This is a genomic window from Pseudoalteromonas prydzensis (assembly GCF_011050055.1).
Lineage (GTDB): Bacteria > Pseudomonadota > Gammaproteobacteria > Enterobacterales > Alteromonadaceae > Pseudoalteromonas > Pseudoalteromonas prydzensis_A.
Window position 1 is genome coordinate 1 of sequence record NZ_DRGM01000009.1, and the last position, 25,578, is coordinate 25,578.

The 25,578-nt window shown below is 40.0% G+C and carries 24 protein-coding genes; 11 read left to right on the top strand and 13 right to left on the bottom strand.

Annotated features, from left to right (window positions below; all coding sequences use genetic code 11):
* Positions 1–464 precede the first annotated feature (464 nt).
* The 3 genes from ENH88_RS00530 to ENH88_RS00540 all read right to left on the bottom strand — a co-directional run bounded on the left by ENH88_RS00530 (position 465) and on the right by ENH88_RS00540 (position 3,158).
* Positions 465–1,292 carry a hypothetical protein gene (locus tag ENH88_RS00530; RefSeq protein ID WP_304178349.1) on the bottom strand — a complete coding sequence of 276 codons (828 nt, stop codon included), beginning with the start codon at positions 1,290–1,292 and terminating at the stop codon, positions 465–467.
* Positions 1,293–2,159, bottom strand: coding sequence for a hypothetical protein (locus ENH88_RS00535; RefSeq protein ID WP_304178350.1), 867 nt, complete (start codon positions 2,157–2,159; stop codon positions 1,293–1,295).
* Between the two features lie 189 nt (positions 2,160–2,348).
* The gene (locus tag ENH88_RS00540) at positions 2,349–3,158 is read right to left on the bottom strand and encodes a sulfite exporter TauE/SafE family protein (RefSeq protein ID WP_304178352.1); all 810 of its coding nucleotides are present in this window, start codon (positions 3,156–3,158) and stop codon (positions 2,349–2,351) included.
* Between the two features lie 599 nt (positions 3,159–3,757).
* Here ENH88_RS00540 and ENH88_RS00545 point away from each other — a divergent pair.
* Entirely contained in the window at positions 3,758–4,732 is a 975-nt protein-coding gene (locus tag ENH88_RS00545) for a DUF1852 domain-containing protein (protein WP_304178353.1), read from the top strand.
* A gap of 53 nt (positions 4,733–4,785) precedes the next feature.
* A complete protein-coding gene (locus tag ENH88_RS00550) occupies positions 4,786–5,832 on the top strand; it encodes a methionine synthase (protein WP_304178355.1) in 1,047 nt (348 codons plus the stop codon).
* A 63-nt stretch (positions 5,833–5,895) separates the two neighbouring features.
* Here ENH88_RS00550 and ENH88_RS00555 read toward each other — a convergent pair whose 3' ends face one another.
* From ENH88_RS00555 to ENH88_RS00585, 7 genes are all read right to left on the bottom strand, one after another.
* Complete coding sequence (locus ENH88_RS00555; RefSeq protein ID WP_304178357.1) at positions 5,896–6,315, bottom strand: hypothetical protein; 420 nt, start codon at positions 6,313–6,315, stop codon at positions 5,896–5,898.
* An 82-nt stretch (positions 6,316–6,397) separates the two neighbouring features.
* Positions 6,398–7,237 carry a DUF2071 domain-containing protein gene (locus ENH88_RS00560; RefSeq protein ID WP_304178359.1) on the bottom strand — a complete coding sequence of 280 codons (840 nt, stop codon included), beginning with the start codon at positions 7,235–7,237 and terminating at the stop codon, positions 6,398–6,400.
* Positions 7,209–7,838 (bottom strand): DUF6058 family natural product biosynthesis protein, encoded by a 630-nt coding sequence (locus ENH88_RS00565; RefSeq protein ID WP_304178361.1) that lies wholly within the window; start codon positions 7,836–7,838, stop codon positions 7,209–7,211. The genes ENH88_RS00560 and ENH88_RS00565 overlap by 29 nt, the downstream gene beginning before the upstream one ends.
* A gap of 118 nt (positions 7,839–7,956) precedes the next feature.
* Entirely contained in the window at positions 7,957–8,388 is a 432-nt protein-coding gene (locus ENH88_RS00570) for a DUF3859 domain-containing protein (RefSeq protein WP_304178363.1), read from the bottom strand.
* A gap of 29 nt (positions 8,389–8,417) precedes the next feature.
* Positions 8,418–10,241 (bottom strand): protein kinase domain-containing protein, encoded by a 1,824-nt coding sequence (locus ENH88_RS00575; protein WP_304178364.1) that lies wholly within the window; start codon positions 10,239–10,241, stop codon positions 8,418–8,420.
* 206 nt (positions 10,242–10,447) lie between these two features.
* Entirely contained in the window at positions 10,448–11,374 is a 927-nt protein-coding gene (locus ENH88_RS00580; protein WP_304178365.1) for an electron transfer flavoprotein subunit alpha/FixB family protein, read from the bottom strand.
* On the bottom strand, positions 11,375–12,124 hold the full coding sequence (locus ENH88_RS00585; RefSeq protein ID WP_304178367.1) for an electron transfer flavoprotein subunit beta/FixA family protein: 750 nt from the start codon (positions 12,122–12,124) through the stop codon (positions 11,375–11,377). It abuts the gene before it with no gap.
* A gap of 196 nt (positions 12,125–12,320) precedes the next feature.
* Between ENH88_RS00585 and ENH88_RS00590 the strand changes: the two genes are divergently transcribed.
* The 7 genes from ENH88_RS00590 (at position 12,321) to ENH88_RS00620 (ending at position 20,717) form a co-directional block, all read left to right on the top strand.
* On the top strand, positions 12,321–13,967 hold the full coding sequence (locus ENH88_RS00590) for an electron transfer flavoprotein-ubiquinone oxidoreductase (protein ID WP_304178368.1): 1,647 nt from the start codon (positions 12,321–12,323) through the stop codon (positions 13,965–13,967).
* 109 nt (positions 13,968–14,076) lie between these two features.
* A complete protein-coding gene (locus ENH88_RS00595) occupies positions 14,077–14,547 on the top strand; it encodes an acyl-CoA thioesterase (protein WP_304178369.1) in 471 nt (156 codons plus the stop codon).
* A 231-nt stretch (positions 14,548–14,778) separates the two neighbouring features.
* A complete protein-coding gene (locus ENH88_RS00600) occupies positions 14,779–15,351 on the top strand; it encodes an outer membrane beta-barrel protein (protein WP_304178371.1) in 573 nt (190 codons plus the stop codon).
* A 111-nt stretch (positions 15,352–15,462) separates the two neighbouring features.
* Positions 15,463–16,167 carry a tRNA (N6-threonylcarbamoyladenosine(37)-N6)-methyltransferase TrmO gene (gene tsaA, locus ENH88_RS00605; RefSeq protein ID WP_304178373.1) on the top strand — a complete coding sequence of 235 codons (705 nt, stop codon included), beginning with the start codon at positions 15,463–15,465 and terminating at the stop codon, positions 16,165–16,167.
* Positions 16,168–16,258: 91 nt separating this feature from the next.
* Entirely contained in the window at positions 16,259–17,983 is a 1,725-nt protein-coding gene (locus ENH88_RS00610) for a proline--tRNA ligase (protein WP_304178375.1), read from the top strand.
* A gap of 136 nt (positions 17,984–18,119) precedes the next feature.
* On the top strand, positions 18,120–18,953 hold the full coding sequence (locus ENH88_RS00615; RefSeq protein WP_304178377.1) for a UDP-2,3-diacylglucosamine diphosphatase: 834 nt from the start codon (positions 18,120–18,122) through the stop codon (positions 18,951–18,953).
* 366 nt (positions 18,954–19,319) lie between these two features.
* Complete coding sequence (locus ENH88_RS00620) at positions 19,320–20,717, top strand: S41 family peptidase (protein ID WP_304178380.1); 1,398 nt, start codon at positions 19,320–19,322, stop codon at positions 20,715–20,717.
* Between the two features lie 398 nt (positions 20,718–21,115).
* On the opposite strand, the gene ENH88_RS00625 is transcribed toward ENH88_RS00620, so the two are convergent.
* The 3 genes from ENH88_RS00625 to ENH88_RS00635 all read right to left on the bottom strand — a co-directional run bounded on the left by ENH88_RS00625 (position 21,116) and on the right by ENH88_RS00635 (position 23,352).
* Positions 21,116–21,646: an HNH endonuclease gene (locus ENH88_RS00625; RefSeq protein ID WP_304178382.1), complete on the bottom strand. Its 531-nt coding sequence runs from the start codon at positions 21,644–21,646 to the stop codon at positions 21,116–21,118.
* A 118-nt stretch (positions 21,647–21,764) separates the two neighbouring features.
* A complete protein-coding gene (locus ENH88_RS00630) occupies positions 21,765–22,043 on the bottom strand; it encodes a hypothetical protein (RefSeq protein WP_304178384.1) in 279 nt (92 codons plus the stop codon).
* Positions 22,044–22,344: 301 nt separating this feature from the next.
* Positions 22,345–23,352, bottom strand: coding sequence for a rhodanese-related sulfurtransferase (locus ENH88_RS00635; RefSeq protein WP_304178386.1), 1,008 nt, complete (start codon positions 23,350–23,352; stop codon positions 22,345–22,347).
* A 200-nt stretch (positions 23,353–23,552) separates the two neighbouring features.
* On the opposite strand from ENH88_RS00635, the gene ENH88_RS00640 reads away from it, so the two are divergent.
* The gene (locus tag ENH88_RS00640; RefSeq protein ID WP_304178388.1) at positions 23,553–24,881 is read left to right on the top strand and encodes a DEAD/DEAH box helicase; all 1,329 of its coding nucleotides are present in this window, start codon (positions 23,553–23,555) and stop codon (positions 24,879–24,881) included.
* Positions 24,882–24,883: 2 nt separating this feature from the next.
* Positions 24,884–25,578: CvfB family protein (locus ENH88_RS00645; RefSeq protein ID WP_304178390.1), on the top strand; the 695-nt coding region annotated here is incomplete at its 3' end.

Consider the following 25,578-nt stretch of genomic DNA (forward strand, 5'->3'; position numbering starts at 1 on the left):
CGGCGAGGATCGTTAAGCTTAGCTTTACTGAAAATAAGTTGCGCCCATTCGAGAGATTCATTGCTTACCATATTCATGACCTAATTTTTTTGTTTATTAGATCATGAATATAAGAAAATAGAAACTTCTGTATAAGAGACAGGCTAGGTGCTAGGTGCTAGGTGCTAACAAAATATTTTAATAATTAAGCTGGCAGTGCCAGCTTTTTTGCTGAATTTTCGTAAATCTTAAAAATATACAGTTGTTACATCGCCACCAGCAGCGTCTAATGTAATTGCTTAATACTAAAATAGTGTTGCTTTATTGAATTATATCTGACCGATAAAGCTCTAACGTAAAGTTAGAAATTTTAGGTCGTTTAGGAGTGAGAGTGGTTGCATCGTTACCAAGTTTCATAATAAAAACTGGCAACGAGTATAAAGTTTAGAGAGGGTGTTTTCAGCTGGAAAGGGGTTTACATTCATTTAGCTTGGTAGATAAGGGAATACTGGGTGGTTCTTAATTTTATCATTGAAGCTTAATTTTTTAATTATTCTTGGTTCTATATAAAATACAAGGTAGTTCATCAATTTATTTTTATCCTTGATATCTTTGCTATGTTCTTCAATAAAATTAAGGATATCAATAAAATTTCTTATGCTTATAGGAACCCTTGACTCAGATTGTGTAGTTTCTCTTGAATAACAAAAAAATAAGTTGTTTTCGAAGCAAGGTTTAAATATTTCCATTACTGTAGTGTCTTCTCCTATTAAATATACTTCTGTTGCCAAATCATAAGAGTTAAAGCATTCACGATTTGTTGTCTCAAATTTTATACAAGTTCGTTTTAGGTCTAACTTTGCAGTTTCTGGGTGAAGCTGCTCTACAATTTTTTCTACAAACATTATTTTTTCTGGAAAATCTTTTGTTAAGTAGTTCCAAGCGTTTTCAAAAGCAGTTTCCCTAAACTCTAATTCAACCTGAGTATCTAATGTGTTAACAAATGACTTAACCATCCCATCAAATATTTTAAAATTAAAATCTAAATCCAAAGCTGCATTAGTCGTTTCTAGTTCTTTTTTACTTGTACTCCAAGTAAGAAAAATAAGAACAGAAGTAATTGCTAGTAAGAAAGGTGTAAGAATGCTATTGAAATAGTTTGCTGTGTTGACCCAATTTTCAATAGGACTATTCAGATCAAATGAGAATCTATCAAAAAATAAGTAAGCAACTACTATAAAAATTAATAAAAGAAAAAATATGTAAATACATAAAATTTTAGTAATGCCTTTTTTACTTGAAATTGTAAACATTTATACATCCTTGGTGGAAAGTATTGAGCATGATGATTTGTGATAATTCAGAAAAATTTCCTTCTGTTCATCTGTTAGTCCAAGCTCGTTCAAATACTGTATGCACGTTAAAGCAAAATTAACATCAATTCTGAAAAACATTTCATCTAAATATTTAGCTTGTATTGAAGCTTCTTTGTTACACACATTTTTAAGAAGTTTAGAAAATGAACTTACCCAAATTTGCCCCTCACTTGACTTGATGAAAGCAAAGCCAGCAACTAAATTAATTACATCAGGGTGGCTGAACCATTCAGAAATGACTTCTGGTAAAGTCATATCATGTTCCATTAAGCGGCTATAACTCTCAATACATTTTCTTACTTCTAGATCAACTTGGGAAAGGTAGTAAAGAGTAAACTCTCTTTTATCAAGTGAATCAGCCAAGCCTTCCATCCATTGTGCTGCATGACTATAAAGGTTATTGTTCATATCTAATGTGCTCACAAGATAAAACTTTAATCTAGATTTAGCTCCTGGATTTAGAGAGAGTCTTTCAACATTCGATAAGTCAGACAATCGTCTAGAAAATGTTTCTAAGTCCTCAACAAGATCTTTACTTGCTAGTTGCTTCTCAAGTAAAGTTTTTGTAGCTTCAAGCTCTGTTTTGCTAGTTCGCCATGTAAGCAAAATAAATACAGACGTAATTGCCAGTAGAGGTGGTGTAAGAATATTATTAAAAAAACTTGCAGAGTGAACCCAAGTTTCAAGTGTTGTATTGAAATTAAACCCAAATCTGTAAAAAAACACAAATACAATAATTATAAACACTGAGCATAGTGACTTGATGTACCAAGAAACAAATTTTTTAGATGAATCAGCATTCACAAGCATTCCCTCGTTTTAAAAATCCTTTTTACACGAGTTTCATAAACTTAACAACTAAGCAGCCCCCCGTACCGCTTTAATAATTACACTGTTACTTTGAATATTAGCCACTACAATCCCAATAACCAAATTAATGTAATGACCAAGCACTTGCGCGGTGTTATTCCTATCACTGCAACCCCCTCCCCATCAATACATAATCATTTTTACTGCGGTTGCTAACAGTAATGTCGCGAAGATTTTTTTGATCAAAGAAACCGGTAAATAATGGGTGGCTTTGGCGCCTAATGGGGCGGTAAACCATGATGTACAAATAATACCGAACAAGGCAGGTAAATAGACAAATCCAGCGAATCCATCTGCAAGCTGGTACACAGTGCTGCCTGAGCTGATATAACCAATTGAACCAAATAATGCGATAACAATACCGCAGGCAGAGGCGCAACCAATGGCTTTTTTCATATTGACGGAGAAAAACGTTAACAAAGGCACTAATAGCGCCCCGCCGCCGATACCTATCATCGCAGACACGCCGCCGGTGATCATCGTTAAAATAGTTAATAGGCCTTTACTAGGCATTGCGCGCTGTTGTTCTTCATTTGCTTTACTGCTGAAAAACATTTTAATAGCAATTAATACCACAGTAACTGCAAACACAATGCGCACGATTTTCTCAGGTAGTAATGCCGCTAAAAATCCGCTGATCAGCGCACCAAGGGCTACGCCTGTCATTACCCAAGGTGCTAACTGCCATGGTACATTGCCGTTTTTATGATGAGCGATTGCTGAAGAGGTGGAGGTGAATAATATCGATGCCAATGAGGTTGCAATTGCAACAATAACGACGTGCTCTGCTGGTAAAACATTAAAATGCAGTAAAATAATGCTTAACACAGGTACAATGACCAACCCGCCACCAATACCCAGTAAACCAGCTAAAAAACCAACTCCACTGCCTAATAATGCACAGTACACAACTAACACGAGCAATTCATTCATTCCGTTCGTCTCTTTATCATTGGGGGCAATCATCCTAGATGAATGCAGTTATTAAGGCTGCAAGTTGAGTTTTTCATACAAAGTGATTCTCTATATTTAAGATGCACATTTCTGTACCGACTATAAGCCTGATATACAACAACATGCTTCCTTAACTCACTACATCAAGCCGAGTATATCAATATAACCAATGACCATTTATATTTTTAGCTTAGATAAGCCCTGAATAATCCTCATGTTTTAGATGAAATAAATACAAGTTAAACATCTAGAGCTTTGGACGGCTAAAGTGAGTCGGTTAGTTTTTTAGGTTTTCAGCCAATATTGCGCGCAATGTATAACTGACCCAAGGCAAGTTGCATAAGAATGAATATGGCTCATGTTTTATGTGAAATTAAAGCGTTTTTCTTCATCTACCGAACCACGTATAAATAACGCAACTCTTACACGCTAGGCAGCTCAGCAGCAGATTGTTAATTATGCCTTCAGGCAAAAATCTCTGAATAGTGTAGCTACTATAGCAATTAGCTAAGTAACTTAAGAATTCGAGTATTGAGCAAGGCTCAGGCTTTAAATCAGATAATGGATACCAGATCACCATGAATACAGACTTTAAATTTACTATTAAGAGCATTTGTCTTGATGAAAATTATCATCCAGCCCAAAGCACGCGTATCACCACTAACTTTGCTAACCTAGCAAGAGGCAGTTACCGCCAAGCAAACTTACGCAACGCTTTAAAGATGATTGATAACCGCTTTAATGCCCTAGCCCATTGGGATAACCCTAACGGTGATCGTTACTCTGTCGAGCTTGAAATCATTTCTGTCGATATGGATATTGCAGGCAGTGGTGAAAGCTTCCCATCGATTGAAGTATTAAAAACCAATATTGTTGATCACCAAACAAATAAACGCCTTGCAGGTATTGTCGGTAATAACTTCTCTTCTTACGTGCGTGATTATGATTTTAGCGTTTTGCTACAAGCGCATAATAAAGGTAAATCTAGCTTTAGCATTCCTGATAATTTTGGTGAGCTACACGGCAAACTATTTAAATACTTTATCAGCTCAGACACATACCAACAGCATTTTAACAAGCCACCCGTTATATGTTTAAGTGTGTCAGATAACAAAACCTACTATCGCACTGAAAATCAGCACCCAGCATTAGGGGTTGAGTATCAGCCAAATGAAAGCTCTTTAACTGAGCAATACTTTAAAAAGATGGGCTTACAGGTGCGCTATTTTATGCCAGCAAACAGTGTTGCACCGCTTGCATTTTATTTTGTTGGTGATTTACTCAATGATTACACCCATCTTGAGTTAGTAAGCACGATCAGCACGATGGAGACGTTTCAAAAAATCTATCGTCCAGAAATTTATAATGCCAATGCGGTTGCTGGCAAATGCTATCAGCCAAACCTAAAGAACTTGGATCACTCATTAACGCAAATTGTCTATGACCGTGAAGAGCGTAGCCAATTAGCAAATGAGCAAGGCAAATTTGCAGAGCAACACTTTATCAAGCCATACCAAACGGTACTTGAGCAGTTCTCTGCTAGCTACGCGTAAGCATTACGCTTAATCGCTACCAAAATTAAATTATAGAGACGGCATTACTTATTATGAAAACTAGTATTAACAAAACCCTATTACCGACTTCAACTGCGGGCAGTTTGCCAAAACCAACATGGCTTGCAGAGCCAGAGACACTTTGGTCACCTTGGAAGCTACAAGGTGATCAATTAATCGACGGCAAACACGATGCGCTGCGCATCTCTTTACAAGAGCAACAACACGCTGGTGTGGATATTGTTAGTGATGGTGAGCAAACCCGCCAACACTTTGTTACCACCTTTATTGAACACCTTAATGGCGTTGATTTTGAAAACCGTAAAACGGTGAGAATTCGTGACCGCTATGATGCCAGTGTGCCGACTGTGGTAGGCCCTGTCTCACGTATAAAACCCGTTTTTGTTGATGATGCAAAATTTTTGCGCAGCCAAACAAAACAACCAATAAAATGGGCACTGCCAGGGCCTATGACTATGATTGATACGCTTTATGATGACCATTATAAAAGCCGTGAAAAACTTGCTTGGGAATTTGCCAAAATTCTTAATCAAGAAGCCAAAGAGTTAGAAGCGGCAGGTGTTGATATCATCCAATTTGATGAGCCTGCTTTTAATGTATTTTTTGATGAAGTAAATGATTGGGGTATTGCCTGTTTAGAGCGAGCCATTGAAGGCCTTAAATGCGAAACAGCGGTGCATATTTGTTATGGTTACGGCATCAAAGCGAATACCGATTGGAAAAAAACCTTGGGCTCTGAATGGCGCCAATACGAACAAGCGTTCCCTAAACTGCAGCAATCTAATATCGATATAATCTCATTAGAGTGCCACAACTCACATGTGCCGATGGAATTACTTGAGCTTATTCGCGGTAAAAAAGTGATGGTAGGTGCCATTGACGTTGCGACCAATAACATAGAGACAGCAGAGGAAGTAGCCAACACGCTACGTAAAGCGCTGCAATTTGTAGATGCCGATAAACTCTACCCTTGTACCAACTGTGGTATGGCACCGCTTCCTCGCGCAGTTGCAAGAGGCAAGCTGAACGCGTTAACCGCAGGTGCAGAGATCATTCGAAAAGAGTTAGCCGCAGGCTAAGGTATATACATATATCATACGAGGTAGGATTCCTGCCTCGTTTGAGTTTCTTTTAGTTGCCAGTTACAGGCTGCTCCATTGCTGTTTTAACCCTATCAGATGTATAACACCAAAAGATAAACAAATAACAGAGCTCCAAACCCAAAACTCGGGAGAGCGCCCAATTGGAGAACTGATAAGAAAAAAACCAGCGACCCCTCGAACTAAATATATTGTTGTTATTAGTATCAACACCAAGCGCACTAAAGGCAGTTTTAAAATAAGCCCAGCCGCAGAAAAGGCATACAGTGACCAAGTTGCAAGCACAATAAAAATAGCGAAAGTTATTAGCGTTGGCTTAATACTACCTTGTTCAGCCAGCTGAGCCATTTGCTCTCCAGCACCAAAAAATCGATACCAAGGCGCGCCAAAATAAATACAACCTAAATGCAGTATTGCAGCAATAGCACTCAATGTGCCCGCAACTATCAAACAAATATTCATGTAAATAAACCTCCGTGTAAGCTAATTAGCCAGTTGTTATGCCATTTGCGCAGTTAATAATTAATGCACGATAGCTATTTTGTTATTTAACCACTTTTGGCGGTAAGTAAATTGTAAATTCATTTATAGGTTCGATAAGCACACTATGAGCAATTTGCTGCTCTTCTTGAGTTACTAATCCTAAACGAGATAACAACCCAAAGCTGGCTGACTTAAGATAGCCAGAAGATACCTTAAGTTGCTTATGCCAGACGCGATAAGTACCTAATTTACCATCGCGGCGATGATAAAATCCTGCTAATGGATGGGTTAAATACACAAGCCCAGTCTCAATATCTGGAAAGCCGGCTAACTCAATAGCTGCATTTTTCGTTTGTGCTAACTCAACATTTGCTGGTGCCCAAGTGGCATCAGTTGTCATTTTATATTTAAGGTATATTTGCTGTGAATCATCGAAATCACAATCAAATTTCACATCCCCACTATACCAAGGTAAATTCCAAATATACTTAGGTATTGCAAGTGTCCACGAATCCAGCGTGGTGCCTAAAAACCAAACGCATCGTTCATTGGTTTGTTTATCAATAATATAAATTCGATAATTAGTTTGTCCCATCGTGAACTTTGGAAATGGATAAACTGCCGAGGTAAAATCAACATCTATAAATGGCACGACTGAAATTAATGCTTTTTCCTCTCCATTGATTTCTAAGGTGTCTAACTTAAAGCGTTCAGGAAATAGGCCAGCAAATCTTGTAGGCTCAACAGCATAAGTAATGATAGCGAAGTGCTGTAATTTGCATAAAACATCGATACCTTTCGGTGCAGGTCGCGAATTTAGGAAATCATTTAGTTTTAATGAATTCAATGCAACATCGTCCTTATAAGTAGCTTTACAGTTTATATTTACGTCGAACTTCATTTATCAAACGATGACGAGAACTTTTCAATCTTTCGTGTGGTGCAAATAATGAACTGGCTGAATCTAAGAGGTTAACAGCAGAGCTAAGCCTATTTAGTTGTCCATCAGTTAACTCTTTAAACGCTAATAGTTCATTAATTTCTAGAATCGACAATTCTTTAGCCGCAATGTCCTCAGGTAAACCTGACTTAGTACACAAGCCATATATGCCATTTAAAAAATACGCCCATTCATCTTTAAGATGATTGTTAAGGTCTGACGTTATCTTAGCATCACTAGAACAATGACCTTGCTTATTAAGATTATCAAGAGCAGCTTTATAACGAGTAGCAAAGACAGAATAAATAGCATCGCGTGAATTGAGTGATTGAATTATACCTAACCAAGAAACGTAGCCTTTTGCATAATATTCAATTTCTTGCTCATTATTATAGGGACCAAAAAATGAGTCACTTTTCAATTCTAGGTTTACCTTATAAGAGCATTGCGGCATTAAGTTATTTTCTTGATACTCTCGTAGGGTTTGTTCGTTCGTTTTTGAAAGATCAAGCAGCTCTTGCTTGGTATAGAAATGTTCATTGAGATATTTAATTAATTCCATTAAGTCTACGCCTCCATGAAAAACTAACATTTAGTATTTTTATTTACTGATAAATTATAACGTACCACATATCAATACACTCTAGCTAATGTCCCTTAGACAACTTGCTATTGAAGTATCAATACCCGCGCTTTTGCCAAAATTCTATTTCTGACATTGCTTCTTGTTCAAACACAGTAAATGTTTTATCGGCGATCAATTTACCGTTTAGCTCTATGGTCATGCGCCAATCGCCTGTTTTATTGCTGATGGGTGCCCATAAGGTATCACCTAAGTAAAAGTGCCAGTCGTTGTCTTTAACGTATTCAAAGCCATCAAATGGTGGCATTACCTCACCATCGGTATCAGGAATATCCGGGTGGTAAATACAGTAATGGAGCTTTTCGCCTTTGGCTTTTTTTATATTGATGATTAAGCCAAATTCAATATCAAGTTTAGCGGGGACTTTATTGGTAAACGATTGAATTTGTGGCAAGTCTTTTGACGATGAGTCCCAGTGACTATAAATGCCATAACTTTGTAAGGTGATCTCGGGTTTATTTTTTGCCATTGCTACTCCTAGTCTTAATGCTCTATCTATTAAGCGTCATAGCGCTTGGGATCTTTAGGGAAGAAAAACGCTGGTTGTTTATCACATAAGTCAAATTCACGGGTGTTTTTGTAAGGTAATTTCATAAACCCGGCAACCCCCACATCAGTAATACTGACCGCATATTGCATGAGTTTATTAAGCAAACGTTTAAACTCAACTTCCTTACTGGCATCTAGCAGTCGGTAGTAATGGTGAATTTTCATTCTATCCGGCAGGGCTTCAAAAATAATGCAACCGGTGTGATGAATTTGGTTTAGTTCAAATACGCACTTGATCACTTTTTTAGGTAGCTGCAGTTGCTCATCTGGATCTTTACCATCTTCAAAGTATGAATGCGGGCGCGTAACATCCGAGCTGGCTAAGTTCATGACTTCGTAATCAAGCTCTGGTAGTTGTTCAAATTTAAACGCGCCTGTGCCATCGCGCTCTAATTGAATGGTTTTACGGGCATCAAATAAGCAGCATTTAAACAGTCCCTTTTGGCTGATACCTTGCGCCAACATCACCGCGTTATTAATCGCTTGGGTAAATGCAGGGCCTAAACTTTCGTCATGCATTATGAGGGACGATTCAATAAACAACGAATCTTCTTTCCAATGAAAACTCAAGCCCCCTACTGCAGGGTATTTTGCCAAACGGCTAATTGAGGCTAAAAAGGCTTTTTCGGTATCGCCAGTATCAAACAAAAACTCTTTATAATAACGGTCAAGTTGCGCATCATTCACATCAAGTAATTGCTGGTTATGATCGGCTTGGCGTAAAAACTGTTTTCGCGAGCTATACACCACAGTATCGGGAAGTTCGTCAGCGTTACCAAACCAGAAAGGGATTTGGGCTTTACTATCCTCAGCCAAATTTAACTCGGGTAAATAAGCTTTTGCCATGGCCGGCATATTACGCATAAAGTAATCACCAGCACCATCGCGGATGGTTTTGTCTTTTGACAACATGCCATCAATCACTTTTGCCAGTTCCATCGGTAAGCCAAGCGAGCTTGCGGGGATCACTTGTGCTCCAAAGCGACACGACTGGGCAGAAGCAAGCGCATAGAGGGTCGAAGCCACACCTTGCTCATCAAAACGTGGCGAGGATTTAGCACCCGACATTTGTTCGTCACCAATAAAGTACACATCGCCCATACGGGCATTGGTGGTACTTAAATCTCCCGACATTAAATCCATAATATTACTGGCGATCGGGTTGGCGTCACTGTCCATTTGTGCATAAACAGAGCTGCCCCAGTCCACCAGCGATAATGCACGGGTTGTTTCATCCCACACTAAGTTTGATGGTTTAATATCGCCATGAACAATCGGCTGCGGACTTAAACCGTTTTTATGGCTGCGTAGGTCAATTAATACGTTACGTAGCTTTAAAGCAAGATCTGTGATTGTCGCGGCACTGAAGCGCCCTCTTTTGAGCGATATTTTTTCTAAGTCTTCACCCATGGCACGGGCCATCATTAAAATACCCTGTTTTTTTATTCTCTCAAAGGCATAAAACTTAGGCACTAATGGATTATCAACTTGCGAGAGCATAAATGCTTCATCTTCAAGGCGGTCACGCACACTTTGTGCAAGGGTGATCCGAGAAAATTTAAACACCCATGGCAGATTTTGATGATCAAGCCCTGCAAACACAAAACCAAACGCACCAGAGCCAATCATTTCTACTTCTCGGTAGCCTAAATTGGTTAGCTGCTTGATACAAATATTGAGCCATTGGCGATGCTTTTTAGCATCATGGTGAGAAAGCAAATAGACCGACTGCTCTTCATTGATATAAAAATTGCGGATTGCTTTGGTTTTCACTGCGGGGTCTCAACGTTTTTGGAATAAATTTAAGGTGATAACAGGGTAACCCGCTGATTATTCATTTTTTAGCCGTAAATTTCTAGTCATAAACAGCAATAGCTTAACGCGAGTTGATATTTTGTGCAAAAAGTCATAAAAAGAAAAAAAGCTGCGTGATCAGCGAACTGATCACAACAGCTTTTAACAACCAGAATCGTTATAAATTAGAGTGCTTGTTCAAGCTCTGGCAGCACATCAAATAAATCCGCAACAAGACCGTAATCTGCCACTTGGAAGATTGGCGCATCAGGGTCTTTATTGATAGCCACAATCACTTTTGAATCTTTCATGCCGGCTAAATGCTGAATGGCACCACTAATACCTACGGCAATATATAAGTTAGGCGCAACAATTTTACCTGTTTGACCCACTTGCATGTCATTCGGCACAAAGCCCGCGTCAACAGCAGCGCGTGATGCACCGATCGCGGCACCGAGTTTATCGGCAATGCCATGCAGTAATGAGAAGTTCTCACCGTTTTGCATACCACGGCCACCCGAGATCACCACTTGCGCAGCGGTTAATTCTGGGCGCTCAGATTCAGTTTGCTCAACACTGACAAAGCTGCTTAATTCACTACTAAATACGCCGTCAATATTTACCGACTCAGCAGGTGCTTGAGAGCCTTGCAGATCAAAACTACTTGCACGTACTGTGATCACTTTTTTACTATCGAGTGATTTTACCGTTGCGATTGCATTACCTGCATAGATTGGCCGTTTAAAGGTATCAGCATCCACTACCTCAATAATTTCTGAAATTTGTGCAACATCGAGTAATGCAGCCACACGTGGCATAAAGTTTTTACCTGTCGTAGTGCCACTGGTAACGATATGTGAGTAATCAGCGGCAAGTGATACCACTAAGTCCGCAATGTTCTCAGCTAATTGCTGGGCATATTCACTGCTATCAGCGATCAGTACGCTATTAACACCTTCGATACTGGCAATCACTTCACTCAGTGGCGCGACATTTTCGCCAGCAACCAATACATTGACAGGAAAACCAAGCTTCAGCGCGGCATTAATAGTTTTTGATGTTTCCGGCTTTAAAACGCCATTATCATGATCAGCAATAACTAATGTTTTCATTTAAATCACCTTCGCTTGCGTTTTTAACAAATCAACTAACTGTGCTACGTCGTCAACAATGATACCGCCGCTGCGTTTAGCTGGCTCATGCACTGCGACAAGTTGGATACGCGGTGTTAAATCAACACCTAAACTGTCTGCAGCAATCACTTCAAGCGGTTTACGCTTTGCTTTCATAATATTTGGTAATGACGCATAACGAGGTTCATTCAAACGTAAGTCGGTTGTAACAACCGCAGGAAGCTTTAAAGCCACGGTTTGTAAGCCGCCATCAACTTCACGGGTCACATTAACCGTGCCATTTACCACATCAACTTTTGATGCAAATGTACCTTGCCCACGGCCCGTCAATGCTGCCAGCATTTGGCCGGTTTGATTGTTGTCCGAGTCAATTGACTGCTTACCTAAAATCACCAGCTCTGGGCTTTCTTGCTCTACAATCTTGGCAAGCAACTTAGCGACGTGTAGAGATTCTAACTTTTCGTCCGTTTCGATATGAATGGCTTTATCTGCACCCAATGCCAAAGCGGTACGTAATTGTTCTTGCGAGGCTTTAGCGCCAATGGTCACGGCGATGACTTCGGTGGCGATGCCCGCTTCTTTTAGGCGAATAGCCTCTTCAATGGCAATTTCGCAAAATGGATTAAGCGCCATTTTTACATTGGTTAGATCAACGTCGCTGTTATCTGCTTTAACGCGTGCTTTCACGTTGTAGTCGATGACTCTTTTTATTGGAACGAGAACTTTCATAGGAACTCCATAATTATTTAAACCTACAAGCTAACGTGTACGTCAACCTATTTATTTTATGAATTCAGACTACTTCCTGTTGACGTAAACGTCAACCTAAAATAACCTTAAACTATTCACAGCCTGTAACGTTTCATTTGCAAGTATGAAATTACCTTCCTCAAAGGTACGGCTCCGTCACACACAAGAGGTTATTATGGTCGAACGCGAAACCATGGAATTTGATGTAGTCATCGTAGGTGCAGGCCCTGCAGGGCTTGCTACCGCGATCAGATTAGCGCAGCAAGCCCAACAACAAGATAAAGAGTGCATGATCTGTGTTGTTGAAAAAGGCTCTGAAGTTGGCGCACATATTTTATCTGGCGCAGTATTTGAAACCACTGCACTGGATGAGTTACTGCCTAATTGGCAAGAATTAGGGGCACCAATCACAACCAAAGTCACTAATGATGAAATTTATTGGTTTAATAACGAAAATAAAGCCACTGCCATCCCTCATTTTGCTACCCCCAAAACATTTCATAATGACGGTAACTATATTGTGTCTATGGGCAACGTATGCCGTTGGTTGGCTGAGCAAGCAGAAAATCTTGGGGTTGAGATTTTTCCAGGTTTTAGCGCGCATTCACTGATTATTGAAGATGACACAGTAAAAGGCATAATTACTGGTGATATGGGTCTTGATACTGAAGGCAACCAAAAGGACGGCTTTATGCCAGGCATGGAGCTGCGTGCCAAATACACTGTATTTGCTGAGGGCTGCCGTGGTCATTTAGGTAAACAGCTGATCAGTCAATTTGCCCTTGATAAAGATGTATCAGTTCAACATTATGGCTTAGGTTTTAAAGAAATTTGGCAAATAGATGCTGCAAAACATAAACAAGGTACGGTTGTACATGGCACCGGTTGGCCATTAAGTGGCGATACCAATGGTGGCTCATTTATGTACCACAGCGACAACAATCAAGTTGTGGTTGGCTTAATTGTTGATCTTAATTACAGTAATCCACACTTAAGCCCGTTTGATGAATTTCAACAGATGAAGCACCACCCCGTATTTAAAAATGTGCTCGAAGGTGGCCAACGTATTGCCTATGGTGCTCGGGCTATTACAAAAGGCGGCTTACATTCATTACCAAAAATGCACTTTCCGGGTGGTTTGCTGGTAGGTTGTGACGCGGGCACGCTAAACTTTGCAAAAATTAAAGGTAATCACACAGCGATGAAATCAGGCATGGTTGCCGCTGAGGTTATTTTTACTGCGCTTACAAACCAGCAACAGCATACTGACTTAGTTGACTACAGCGAAGCATTTAAACAATCGTGGGCTTATAAAGAGTTACACCAAGCACGTAACTTTGGGCCCGTAATGCATAAACTTGGTAAGTTTATTGGTGGTGCCTACAATACCTTAGATCAAAACTTATTCGGCGGTGCATTGCCTTTTAACTTTAAAGATAACACCCCAGATCATGCAACCTTAGTTGATAAAAACCAAGCACCACACCTTAGTTACCCAAAAGCGGATGGGCAATTAAGCTTTGATAAGCTGTCATCGGTGTTTTTATCTAATACTAACCATGAAGAATCACAGCCTTGTCATTTAAAATTAAAAAACGCGGCTATTCCCATTGAGGTTAATTTAGTTAAATTCGATGAGCCTGCTCAGCGCTACTGCCCAGCAGGCGTGTATGAAGTTCAGCAGATTGAAGGCAAAGATGAGTTTGTGATCAACTCACAGAACTGTGTGCACTGTAAAACCTGTGATATCAAAGATCCAAGCCAAAATATTACTTGGGTAACACCAGAAGGTGCCGGTGGCCCTAACTACCCGAATATGTAATTACTTTTAATTTTAAACAAATCCTAAATTGCAGGGGGCTTCGGCCCCTTTTTTGCGCTATGCTCAATAATAACTGTTTAATAACCGTCTAATAAATATGAGTAAGTTTATGCCGTCGTCGAGTGTTATATTTCGTTTTTTAGCTGAGCCCACCGATGTTAACTTTGGTGGTAAAGTCCATGGTGGCGTGGTCATGAAGTGGATTGACCAAGCAGGCTATGCGTGTGCCGCAGGTTGGAGTGGTCATTACTGCGTTACAGTGTCTGTTGCCGGTGTTAAATTCAGGCGCCCTATCCTCGTTGGTCAAATTGTTGAGGTTGAAGCAAAAATTGCCCATACCGGAAAAACCAGCATGCAAATTTTTATTCAGGTACGCTGTGGCGATCCAAAAACCGGTAACCTAGTCGAAACCAATCACTGCGTGATCAGTTTTATTGCCATGGATGAAACCGGTTACCCTGTCGCCGTGCCGGTATACACAGCACTCAGCGATGAAGATAAAAAAATCGAAAACTACGCAATAAAAATGAAAGAAATTGCCATTGAAACAGAAACACTGCTGCATAAATCAGAGCCATAAACACGCGCTGATCGCTGCGTAAAATCTACATAGCACTGAGAAATCATTGCTCTAGCCAAACTGAATGGGCGTTTAAATAACGCCCAATGTTACAAATTAATAGCCAAAAACAGCTCTAACAGTGTGTTATTTCGACAAAATACAACTGGCACGCGTAGTGCAATATCCAAAGTGAAATGAACTAAAGCAACGCTAAATTGCGTTATTTTTATTTTGTAAAGGAGCTATTAAATGATTAAAGCAATTTCACTTTCTGCAATTTCACTGGCATTACTTGGTTTTAATAATGCGGCACAAGCAGACACCACAAACATGGATTACCCTCGCGTCTATACAGGTATTGGTTATGGCCAATATTCATTCCAGTTTGAAGACTCTGATGATGACATAGACTTCGATGATGACTCACAAATGCTCAAGGGTTATGTTGGTACGCAATTTAATAAGTATTTGAGTTTAGAGCTTGCCTATCAAAATTTTGATGAAGTAAGCGATATCGATAGCTACGCCGAAGTTGATGGCGTATCACTAGCGGCACGTTTAGCAGCCCCGATCACCGAAAGCTTTTCTGTTTACGCTAAAGGCGGTTGGCTTGAATGGGATGCAGAGGTAACCAGTGACCTTCCGGCTCTTGGTAAGATCTCCGCAGACCAAAGTGGCGGCGATATATTCTATGGCGCAGGTATCGAGTACGCATTTACCACTAATATGCAGGTACGTTTAGAATATGAGCGTTATGAACTAGAGGATGACTTTGATCCAGAGATGGATGTCGCCTCGGTGTCATTCCAATATATGTTCTAGCCACTGTTCATAACCTGAGTACAGGTTATTTAACAGTTAAAAGGCAGCTTCAAGCTGCCTTTTTTGTTGTTAACGGTTAGAATATCGTATCTTTCACTGTATTTGAGTCCCATGAGCGATTTTCAACTGACGGCCATCGGCCATATTCACTCTCCTTATAAACAAAAGTTTGCTATTCCCCGTCAACCTCGTTTAGTGCCCCAAGCCAAAGCTAAATTGGTGTTCACAGCAGATTTTAACCGTGAAGAGTTTGTCCGTGGCTTAGATGAATTCAGCCACATTTGGCTACTTTTTCGTTTTCATGAAACTGCAGATAAAGGCTATTCAGCGATGGTAAGGCCACCCCGACTCGGTGGGAATGAACGCAAAGGTGTGTTTGCTACCCGCGCTACTTTTAGACCAAATGCTATCGGCATGAGTGCAGTAAAACTAGAAGGCATTGAATATAAAAATGGTCAGTTAAGTTTATTACTCGCGGGTATAGATTTACTCGATGGTACGCCGATTTTAGACATTAAACCCTACTTGCCCTACTCTGACGCCATGCTCGATGCCACAGCCGGCTTTGCAGATACTCGCCCAGAAACTGATATGACCGTTGAGTTTAGTCAAGCAAGCTTAGATTTTATTGCCAAACAACACACCTATCCAGAGCTGCAAGACTTTATCAGTAATGTATTAAAACAAGATCCCCGCCCTGCTTATAAAAAACAACAACACGGTGAGCAAAGTTATGGCATGACATTATACGATTTTAATATTCGTTGGCAGGTAAATGACGACCATAACTACGTCAGCAGTATAGAAAAAAACTAGAAAAACACACTTAGCGCTTTAGTGTAAAAGCAACCGCTGCTAAACTTAGCGCCTATTGAAAATAAAAACTTTATAACTATCGGAATTAACCATGCGTACCAGTCAATATATACTCGCAACACTGAAAGAAACACCGTCTGATGCTGAAATAGTTTCACATCAATTAATGCTACGAGCGGGTATGATCCGTCGTGTAGCGTCAGGTTTGTACACTTGGTTGCCCTCTGGTTTACGCGTGTTAAGAAAAGTAGAAACCATCGTTCGTGAAGAAATGGATAAAACAGGCGCAATTGAAATGCTTATGCCTGTTATTCAGCCTGCTGACTTATGGCAAGAATCGGGCCGTTGGGAGCAATTTGGTCCCGAGCTAATGCGCTTTACCGATCGTCATAATCGTGAGTTTGCACTAGGTCCAACCCATGAAGAAGTGATCACCGACTTTGTCCGTAAAGAAGTCAGCTCTTATAAACAGCTACCACTGACATTGTACCAAGTACAAACTAAAGTACGTGATGAACGTCGCCCTCGCTTTGGTGTAATGCGTGCTCGCGAATTTACCATGAAAGATGCTTACTCATTCCACCTTACTGAAGAGTGTTTAGACGCAACCTATCAAGTTATGCATAAAGCATACTGCAATATTTTTGAGCGTTTAAATCTTGATTACCGCCCAGTTATTGCTGATACCGGTTCAATTGGTGGTAGCGTATCTCATGAGTTCCATGTGTTAGCAGAATCAGGTGAAGATGCGATTGCGTTTAGTGATGGTAGCGATTACGCAGCAAATATTGAAAAAGCAGAAGCACTAGCGCCTAGCGAAGAACGCCCTGCTGCTGCAAAAGAATTAAAAGCATTCCCAACCCCGGATGCAAAAACCATCGACGAGCTTAAAAAGCACTATGGTGTTAAACTTCATCGCGGCGTAAAAACGCTGATTGTGTACGGCATGCCAGACGAAAACGGCAAGCGTGGTTTAGTTGCTTTGATTATCCGTGGCGACCACGAACTCAATGAGCTTAAAGCAGAAAAACACCCATTAGTTGACTCACCACTTGAAATGGCCAACGAGGCAGACATAGTTGCTGCGATTGGTGCAAAACCAGGTTCATTAGGTCCAGTTGGCTTAACTATGCCAATTATTGTTGATAGAACCGCTAACGTGATGGCCGACTTTGTAGCAGGCGCAAACAAAGATGACGAGCATTACAGTGGTATTAACTGGGATCGCGATGTAACAGACTATGAAGTTGCCGATTTACGTAACATTGTTGAAGGTGATCCAAGTCCATGCGGCCAAGGTAACTTACAAATTAAACGTGGTATCGAAGTGGGTCATATCTTCCAACTGGGTACTAAATACTCAGAAGCGATGAAAGCTGGTGTACTGAGTGAATCAGGCAAAAACCAAATTATGACCATGGGTTGTTATGGTATTGGTGTATCACGTATTGTAGCTGCTGCTATTGAGCAAAATAATGATCAATACGGTATTATTTGGCCACAACCAATTGCACCATTCGATATCGCTATTGTGCCAATGAATATGCATAAGTCACACCGTATTCCTGATATCGCCAATAACCTTTATGATGGTTTGAAAGCTGCAGGTTTAGACGTGTTATTTGACGATCGTAAAGAGCGCCCTGGTGTGATGTTTAACGACATGGAATTACTTGGTGTGCCATTTACCTTAGTGATTGGCGAGCGCAACCTTGACGAAAACAAAGTTGAGCTTAAAAACCGTCGTACTGGTGAAAAGCATATGCTTGATCTTGATAGCGCAATCACGACTATTAAGACGTTGCTAAACGCTTAAAGACACGCATATTTAGTTACTCTAAAAAACCGCTTCGGCGGTTTTTTAGGTTCTGTCATAGATGTTTAGCGAAAACGTCTTGGTACTGTCATCTAAGCTACTTAGCATTTACCTTATTACACCGCGAGTAAATGCCATGAATAAAGCAACGAGTAGCGAAAAACAGCACTATCCCGCCGTTTGGATTTCAGATGTTCACTTAGGTTATAAAGATTGTAGAGCTGATTACCTGCTCGATTTTTTAAATAGTATCGAATGTGAAACCCTCTATTTAGTCGGCGATATTGTTGATCTGTGGTCAATGAAGCGAAACTTCTTTTGGCACGCCAGTCACTATCAAGTATTAGCCTGTATTCAAGCTAAAGCCGAGCAAGGAACGCGCGTAATTTATATTCCAGGCAACCATGATGAAACATTTCGGCAATACGTCAATAACAGCTTATTTGGCATTGAAGTTCACCAGCAATTTATTCACACCACCAAAGCCAATAAACGATTTCTGCTCGTTCACGGGGATGATTTTGATTCCGCAACCCGATATAACAAGTTAATAAGTATTGCGGGTGATGCGGGTTATGACTTGTTGCTCTTTTTAAATCGCTGGACTAACCGCATACGGCGTTTATATGGCGGAAATTATTGGTCGCTAGCATCGTGGATCAAAGCGCGTGTTCACAAAGCCCGAGAAGCAATCGAAGCATTTGAGAATGCCGCAATTCATGAAGCAAAAAAGCAAGGTGTTGACGGCATAATCTGTGGCCATATTCACCACCCGCAACTAAAAGTTGTTGATGGTATTGTTTATTGTAATGATGGCGATTGGATAGAAAACTGCACCGCTTTGGTAGAAGACAAAAATGGCCGGATCACCCTGCTACATTGGACAGAAACCCAAACAATACTCAATTGTGCCGATATAGATCAACAATCAGCAGCAAGCCCTTTTGGTAAACATAACAAAGCCGCATAAGCCTGAACAATGCTAATAAAACTTTTGCTGCGCTAGTACTTATTTGCAAAGCGAAAGTTTTAACAGCTCAAAGTCAAATTACCCACACTAGCTTGGTTTATTTATGTACAAAAAAATTGCCAAGGCTAGGCTACTTTTGGTTAATACCCGTCGGTTACAAATACACAGGAAGCATGTCTGAATAACCACCACATGTTACTCATGAAATACAAACTTACAATTCCATGCTCATACCATACAAAAATATCATGTTAACTTGATTTCTAGTACATCAGGAATAATTAAACATATTTTGTGTTTGTGTCTTTTATATATGAACCAACAAAATTAGGTTTACTAATTTAATATCAGGATGAAAGTTAAAAAATGAAAAGCTTATTATTTTTAGGTATTGTCATCTTAGGGATTTTTAATGTTCAATCAAAAGAAATCGATATAGAGAGAGGTATAAAATTCCCGCCAAAAGGTGACTTGATTTCAGTTAAAGATTTGCAAAACGACGTGGCAGAGTTAAAGACCTTACTATTAACAGTTCATCCTGATCCTAGTTTCACGATGAATATTAAAGCGCTTGAGCTTGAACTAAATAAGCTTACACAAACAATTGTAGCTCCAATGACACAGCTTGAAGCGTGGAAGCATTTCTCGCTAATGAACCCTTTTTTTAATGATGGTCATATGGTTATTACATACCCAGAATATGAGCAACGTCTAAACCAACATATGGATAATGGCGGGCGGTTTTTTCCCCTTCAAGTGAGAATAGATAAATCGCAAAATATCTATGTTACTGGGGTCGAAAACGTTAATGAAAATATTAATATTGGTGACAAAATAGCTGCGATAAATGGAGTGGCCGCAGCGGAGATTGTTGGCAATATTCTAAACAGAATGCATGGCGATACAGTCAGTAACCGCCGAGCATTCGGCGCACAAAGATTTGCCAAAATGTATTGGCTGCTATATGGAGACAGCCACAATTATCAAGTCGATATTGATGATAATAGTGAACTCAGGCGTTATTCTATTCCTGGCAGTGACAACAACACAGTAAGGGATAATTCTGATATTAGTGATTTTGTACAACGTAAAATATTAAAAGATGATATTGGTTACATACGAATCGATCGATTTTACTATTCCTCTGAGCAAGAAGAGCCTTTTTTTAACTTTATGAAACAGTCATGGTTGGAATTTAGAGATGCAAATGTACAAGATGTCATAATTGACGTCCGCAATAATCCTGGAGGAACCGATCACTATTGGCAGTTGGGAATTGCCCCATTTGTGGCCCAAAAACCCTTCTCGTTTCTATCACGATTCAAAATTCGAATGACTGAGCGCAACATTAGGTTAGGTCCTTTTAAAGGTGAATTAGGAACCATAGCCGAAGGCTCATATGATGAACTAATACCTATCGAAGAGCGTAACGACCTACGCATACCTGGTAAAGCCTATTTGTTGATGGGTCCTTTAAGTTACTCTTCAAGCGTTTTGTTTTTGACTGCATTTCAAGACTCACACCAGGCTGTAATCGCTGGCGAGTCTGGTGGTGCTAGGTCATGCACTACAGGCAGAATTCAAACGTCAATTTTTGACGGTTCAAAACTAGAACTAACCATGCCAACGGCAATTTTTACGCGACCTGCTGGTCAAGAGCTGTGTAAAAAACCGATAAAACCAGACATCTTAATATTAGATGAGCCATCTAACCCTAATATTGCAGTTACTAAACTAGCAAAATCGATTATTGATAGACGATAACTTCTTATCAGTAATCACTCTGATTCAGTTAACTGACCTCCGGTAAAGCCGGAGGCTTATTTTATTACACCCTCATTTACTGTTCATTATCTGCTCTTTGTGCAAAAAAATTTTAACTGAATTTATTCACAAAGAGGTAAAGAGACGCTGCGCTTTGGGTATACATAAAATGAGCCGTCAACAAAATAATTGGCCGTAAGCTACTAGCTTAACCAGCGCATCGACAGATAAAATACACAGTCCAGATAATGATTTAAATATTCCACTTGTGCCAAAAGTAACAATTGCCGCTACATATAAAAAAAACCACTGTAAATGCTGAACTTCAATTTTGCACTAAAGCCGCCACGCGTTGGTAATCCCTTTTGAGCCGTTTGTTAGACATTTTTACTCGGTGTCTAAAAACCGTTGGCATGCAAAACTGCATTTACTACTTGCCTCGGTGCTCCTTGCCAAATTAGGTAAGCTTTACATGCATCGTTGCCAGTAAATTTCTCCTTAATGTCGTAACCTTGAAATTCTTTAAACATCCTCAAAACATCTGGTGACAATTCATAGTGTTTGGGTTCACGATCAATAGAGCTCTCTCGTAATACACCGAAAAGGTAAGCTAGAACCTCGATTTTTTCACCGCCTTGGGTATCCATCGGTAGTGAAACATTTGACTTTCCATTGAACCCTTTATGAACTTCTTTATGACAATTTATGCACAACGAGATACCATTACCCGGCAAAAACTGGGCTTGCGGAATCAAGCTTTTTCTAACGATATGATGAGCAGAGACTCTTTCCCCACTATCACAGATCACGCAAGAGTTGTTATCTCGACAACGAATAAACATACTCCAATTATTCAGGCATGTAGCTCTAGTACGATCAAGATTACAACTCATTATCAAGCGATTATATGTGCTATCTAAATCTTCCAATATCGATGATTCCTTGGAATGTCTAAAACGCAGCCGTAAACGGCACAAAATAGTTAGCTATAATTAGCGACAAAGAAGCACAAGCCAACTGTTTTCTGTCCACGGTTTAACGGCCTTGTTAGTTGCCGTTAATCAGATTATTAACTTTTATACCTGAAGTGTACTTGTTCAATAGCATATAAATAGGATAACCAATCGCAATATGCCCACCAAAAAGAAGCGAACAACCAAATGGGATTAATAAAACTAAAGCCAAAGGCGGTGTTTCACCGGCAAATAAACCAAACACAATAGCTACAGTCAAAAGAAGCATCCAGACTATTCCTGTGCAAAGCCCCCACAATGAAGCTAGTTTTACTACAGAAATAAAGCCGAGCTTTAGGTTTAAAGATTGCATCTGAACTTCCTTGGCAACTAACGAGCCTGTAGAATAACTCGTTTTAATTTATTTTTCTTATATATGAATATAACTCAGTCCCTATTTTCGCTCAATCAATTAGTGATTTTCGAACTTGATAATTAATAACATGAACTGGTGTTTTTCTCACTAACCTGAACTCTAGTTAAGAGACGCTGAGTTTTAGAGGTGTATGAGGGATGATTGCTATATACCTTTCTTAACGAATATTATTGATGTCACTATTAAAAAAGCCCCAGACAATGCTGAGGCTTTATAAAACGATAGTAATAACGCTAAATTACATTTTACGCTGTGCGTCTTTTTGCGCTTTTTTGGCTTCTTTACGCTTTTGTAAAACAGCTTGAGCTTCGTTGCCGATATGGCCTTCGCCGCGAGCTTGCGCTAATTCAATTTGCTTTTGACGCTCCGCAAATCGCTCCCTTTGCTCATCAGTCACATCATCAATACAATGGTGACATGATACGCCTTCCATGTACTCAGCTTTTAGTTTTTCGTCTTCAGTGATTGGCATACGACAGGCATGACATTGATCGTATGAGCCTTTTTGTAAATCGTGATCAACCGCTACGCGATTATCAAATACAAAGCACTCACCTTGCCACATGGTTTCTTCTTTTGGCACTTCTTCTAGGTATTTTAAAATGCCGCCTTCAAGATGGTATACATCTTCAAAACCTTGCTCTTTCATGTAAGCAGTTGATTTTTCACAGCGAATACCGCCAGTACAAAACATGGCTACTTTTTTATGTTTACTCGGATCGAGGTTTTCTTTCGCCCACTGCGGGAACTCGCGGAACGTTTTAGTATTTGGATCGACTGCGTTTTGGAAAGTGCCTATTTCGATTTCATAATCGTTTCGGGTATCAACTAAAATAACCTCTGGATCTGAAATAAGCGCATTCCAATCTTTTGGTTTTACATAGCTGCCAACCACTTTTAATGGGTCAACGCCTTCAACCCCCATAGTGACAATTTCTTTTTTTAGTTTTACTTTAGTACGGTAAAACGGGCATTCATCATCGTATGATTCTTTAGAAACGATATTGTCTAAATTTGGTTGCTTATCAAGCCAGGCTAATAAATTGTCAATCCCTTCACGTTTAGCGGCAACGGTGCCGTTAATGCCTTCTGCGGCGATTAATAACGTGCCACGTACTTCATTGGCTTCCATTACATCAAGTAGTGGTTGGCGCAGTGCTTCAAACTCAGGTAAAGCGACAAATTTATACAAAGCACACACAACAAAGTGCGCACTGGTGACATTATCTTTATGAATGGCTGTCATGGGTATTCCTATTTTGCTTTTTCAAAACCGAATCGTAAATCCGGCGCATTGGGGCGCGTATTTTACGCTTTTTCAAATTAAATGCAAAAAAAGCCGCTATTGATTGGTTTTTACTGTTAGCACAACACCCTACTACGCTATAATAGGTGCAATATTTTTGGCTTATTGCCAACTACTTGCTCAATTTGGAGAAACACACTTTGCACTTTACTGATCTTGGGATTGATACTCGCCTTGAAACACAGCTTGCGCATCAAGGCATCACTCAGCCCACTGATATTCAAGCTCATGCTGTGCCTACTGCCCTTGCAGGCCACGATATTTTCGCTCAGTCTAAAACCGGCTCAGGTAAAACGTTAGCGTTTTTATTACCCGCAGTTCAACGAGTAATGAAACAAAAGGCCCTCAGTAAACGTGATCCTCGTGTATTAATTGTTGCTCCAACGCGAGAGCTTGCTACCCAAGTTTTCACTCAACTTAGATTGCTTATTGCCGGTACCAATATCAAAGCCGTTAAAATCCTCGGTGGTGAAAACTTTAACGACCAAATTAAAGCGCTGCGTAATGATCCGCATTTTGTTATTGCCACACCAGGGCGTTTAGCCGATCACTTAACCCAGCGCTCTTTACAGTTAAGTGGCTTAGAGCTATTAATTTTTGATGAAGCCGATCGTATTTTAGATTTAGGCTTTACCGAACAGCTTAAAATGATTAACGAGTTGGCCGACCACCGCTTACGCCAAACCTTGCTGTTCTCTGCCACACTAGACCATGCTCAAGTTGATGCGCTATCTCGTAATTTATTAAAAAAGCCTAAGCAAATTATGCTCAGTGCAGCAAACGAGCAGCATTCAGACATAAAGCAAAGCTTATATTTAGCGGATCATTTAGATCATAAAGAAGCCTTACTCGAGCACTTTGTAAAACAAGATAACGTAGGTCAATGCATTATCTTTACTGCAACTCGCTCTGATACCACGCGTTTAAGTGAACTGTTAATTAGTAAAGGCTTAAAAGCACAGGCGCTAGCAGGTGATTTAACGCAAAGTAAGCGTCTAGACATTATGGATGCCTTTAGCCGCGAAAACTTTAAAATTTTAATCACCACAGATGTTGCTTCCCGTGGCCTTGATTTATTAAGCGTAACTCATGTGATCAATTTTGATTTACCAAAACATGCCGAAGAATACGTACACCGCATCGGTCGTACTGGCCGCGCGGGCTTCAAAGGCACGGCTATCTCTTTAGTTGGACCAAAAGATTGGCCAAGTTATAAAGCGATTAAATCCTTTTTAAATGATGAACTTGAATTTCATACCGTGACAGGTTTAACGGGCAAATTTAAAGGATTGCGAGAAGTAAAACCAGACGCAATAAAAGCAACTGCGCAGCATAAAGCCAAGCCTAAAGCTAAATCACTGACTAAACGTAAAGTGAAACCTAAGCAGCCTCAAGCCCCAATTAAAGCGCCGTTAAACATTGATGGTGATGCGCCGATGCGCCGCCGTAAAAAGCCAGAACAGGAATAAAAATGAGTTACCTCGGAACCACCCAAACCTTATTTGTAAACGAAGTAAGTAACGAAGGCGCGTACCTCGACGGTCATGAGCTAGGCGAAGTTTTCTTACCAAGTCATGAAATTAAACATGAACTTGAAGCTGGCGACAGTGTTAGCGTGTTTATCTTTTTAGATAACGCTAATCTCGCCACTGCGACAACGAAAAAGCCGTTAGCTCAAGTAGGTGAATACGCCCTACTTCGTGTTAAAGAAATCAACAGCATTGGTGCTTTCTTAGATTGGGGTCTTGAAAAAGACGTACTTGCCCCATTCAACGAACAAAAACCAAGAATGCAGGAAGGTTATTCTTACCTCGTGCGTTTATATTTAGATAATGCCAGCGGCCGTATTTGTGCATCTAATAACTTTAATCGTTTTCTTAATAAAACAGAGCCTGAGTATGCACCACTACAAGAAGTGCAACTTATAGTGGCTGGAAAAACAGACATTGGTTACAAAGTTATTATTGAAGAAGCTCACTTTGGGGTGATCTTTTATAACATGGTATTTAAAAACATGTTTGTAGGCCAACGTTTAACGGGTTATGTTCAAAAAGTACGTGAAGACGGTAAGATTGACGTTATCCTAGAAAAACCAGGTATGGCTAAAGTAAGCGAGCTTGGCGAAAAAATCATGGATAAGTTAAAACATGAAGGTGGCGTTCTAGC

Bases quoted from the DNA above. Each gene is read 5' to 3' on its own strand.
- ENH88_RS00635 (WP_304178386.1), bottom strand. From the start codon at position 23,352: ATGACAGCCATTCATAAAGATAATGTCACCAGTGCGCACTTTGTTGTG.
- ENH88_RS00555 (WP_304178357.1), bottom strand. From the start codon at position 6,315: ATGAATATTTGTTTGATAGTTGCGGGCACATTGAGTGCTATTGCTGCA.
- ENH88_RS00565 (WP_304178361.1), bottom strand. From the start codon at position 7,838: ATGGAATTAATTAAATATCTCAATGAACATTTCTATACCAAGCAAGAG.
- ENH88_RS00560 (WP_304178359.1), bottom strand. From the start codon at position 7,237: ATGAAGTTCGACGTAAATATAAACTGTAAAGCTACTTATAAGGACGAT.
- ENH88_RS00530 (WP_304178349.1), bottom strand. From the start codon at position 1,292: ATGTTTACAATTTCAAGTAAAAAAGGCATTACTAAAATTTTATGTATT.
- ENH88_RS00615 (WP_304178377.1), top strand. From the start codon at position 18,120: ATGAATAAAGCAACGAGTAGCGAAAAACAGCACTATCCCGCCGTTTGG.
- ENH88_RS00590 (WP_304178368.1), top strand. From the start codon at position 12,321: ATGGTCGAACGCGAAACCATGGAATTTGATGTAGTCATCGTAGGTGCA.
- ENH88_RS00600 (WP_304178371.1), top strand. From the start codon at position 14,779: ATGATTAAAGCAATTTCACTTTCTGCAATTTCACTGGCATTACTTGGT.
- ENH88_RS00610 (WP_304178375.1), top strand. From the start codon at position 16,259: ATGCGTACCAGTCAATATATACTCGCAACACTGAAAGAAACACCGTCT.
- ENH88_RS00540 (WP_304178352.1), bottom strand. From the start codon at position 3,158: ATGAATGAATTGCTCGTGTTAGTTGTGTACTGTGCATTATTAGGCAGT.
- ENH88_RS00580 (WP_304178365.1), bottom strand. From the start codon at position 11,374: ATGAAAACATTAGTTATTGCTGATCATGATAATGGCGTTTTAAAGCCG.
- ENH88_RS00570 (WP_304178363.1), bottom strand. From the start codon at position 8,388: ATGGCAAAAAATAAACCCGAGATCACCTTACAAAGTTATGGCATTTAT.
- ENH88_RS00595 (WP_304178369.1), top strand. From the start codon at position 14,077: ATGCCGTCGTCGAGTGTTATATTTCGTTTTTTAGCTGAGCCCACCGAT.
- ENH88_RS00585 (WP_304178367.1), bottom strand. From the start codon at position 12,124: ATGAAAGTTCTCGTTCCAATAAAAAGAGTCATCGACTACAACGTGAAA.
- ENH88_RS00620 (WP_304178380.1), top strand. From the start codon at position 19,320: ATGAAAAGCTTATTATTTTTAGGTATTGTCATCTTAGGGATTTTTAAT.
- ENH88_RS00630 (WP_304178384.1), bottom strand. From the start codon at position 22,043: ATGCAATCTTTAAACCTAAAGCTCGGCTTTATTTCTGTAGTAAAACTA.
- ENH88_RS00545 (WP_304178353.1), top strand. From the start codon at position 3,758: ATGAATACAGACTTTAAATTTACTATTAAGAGCATTTGTCTTGATGAA.
- tsaA (WP_304178373.1), top strand. From the start codon at position 15,463: ATGAGCGATTTTCAACTGACGGCCATCGGCCATATTCACTCTCCTTAT.
- ENH88_RS00550 (WP_304178355.1), top strand. From the start codon at position 4,786: ATGAAAACTAGTATTAACAAAACCCTATTACCGACTTCAACTGCGGGC.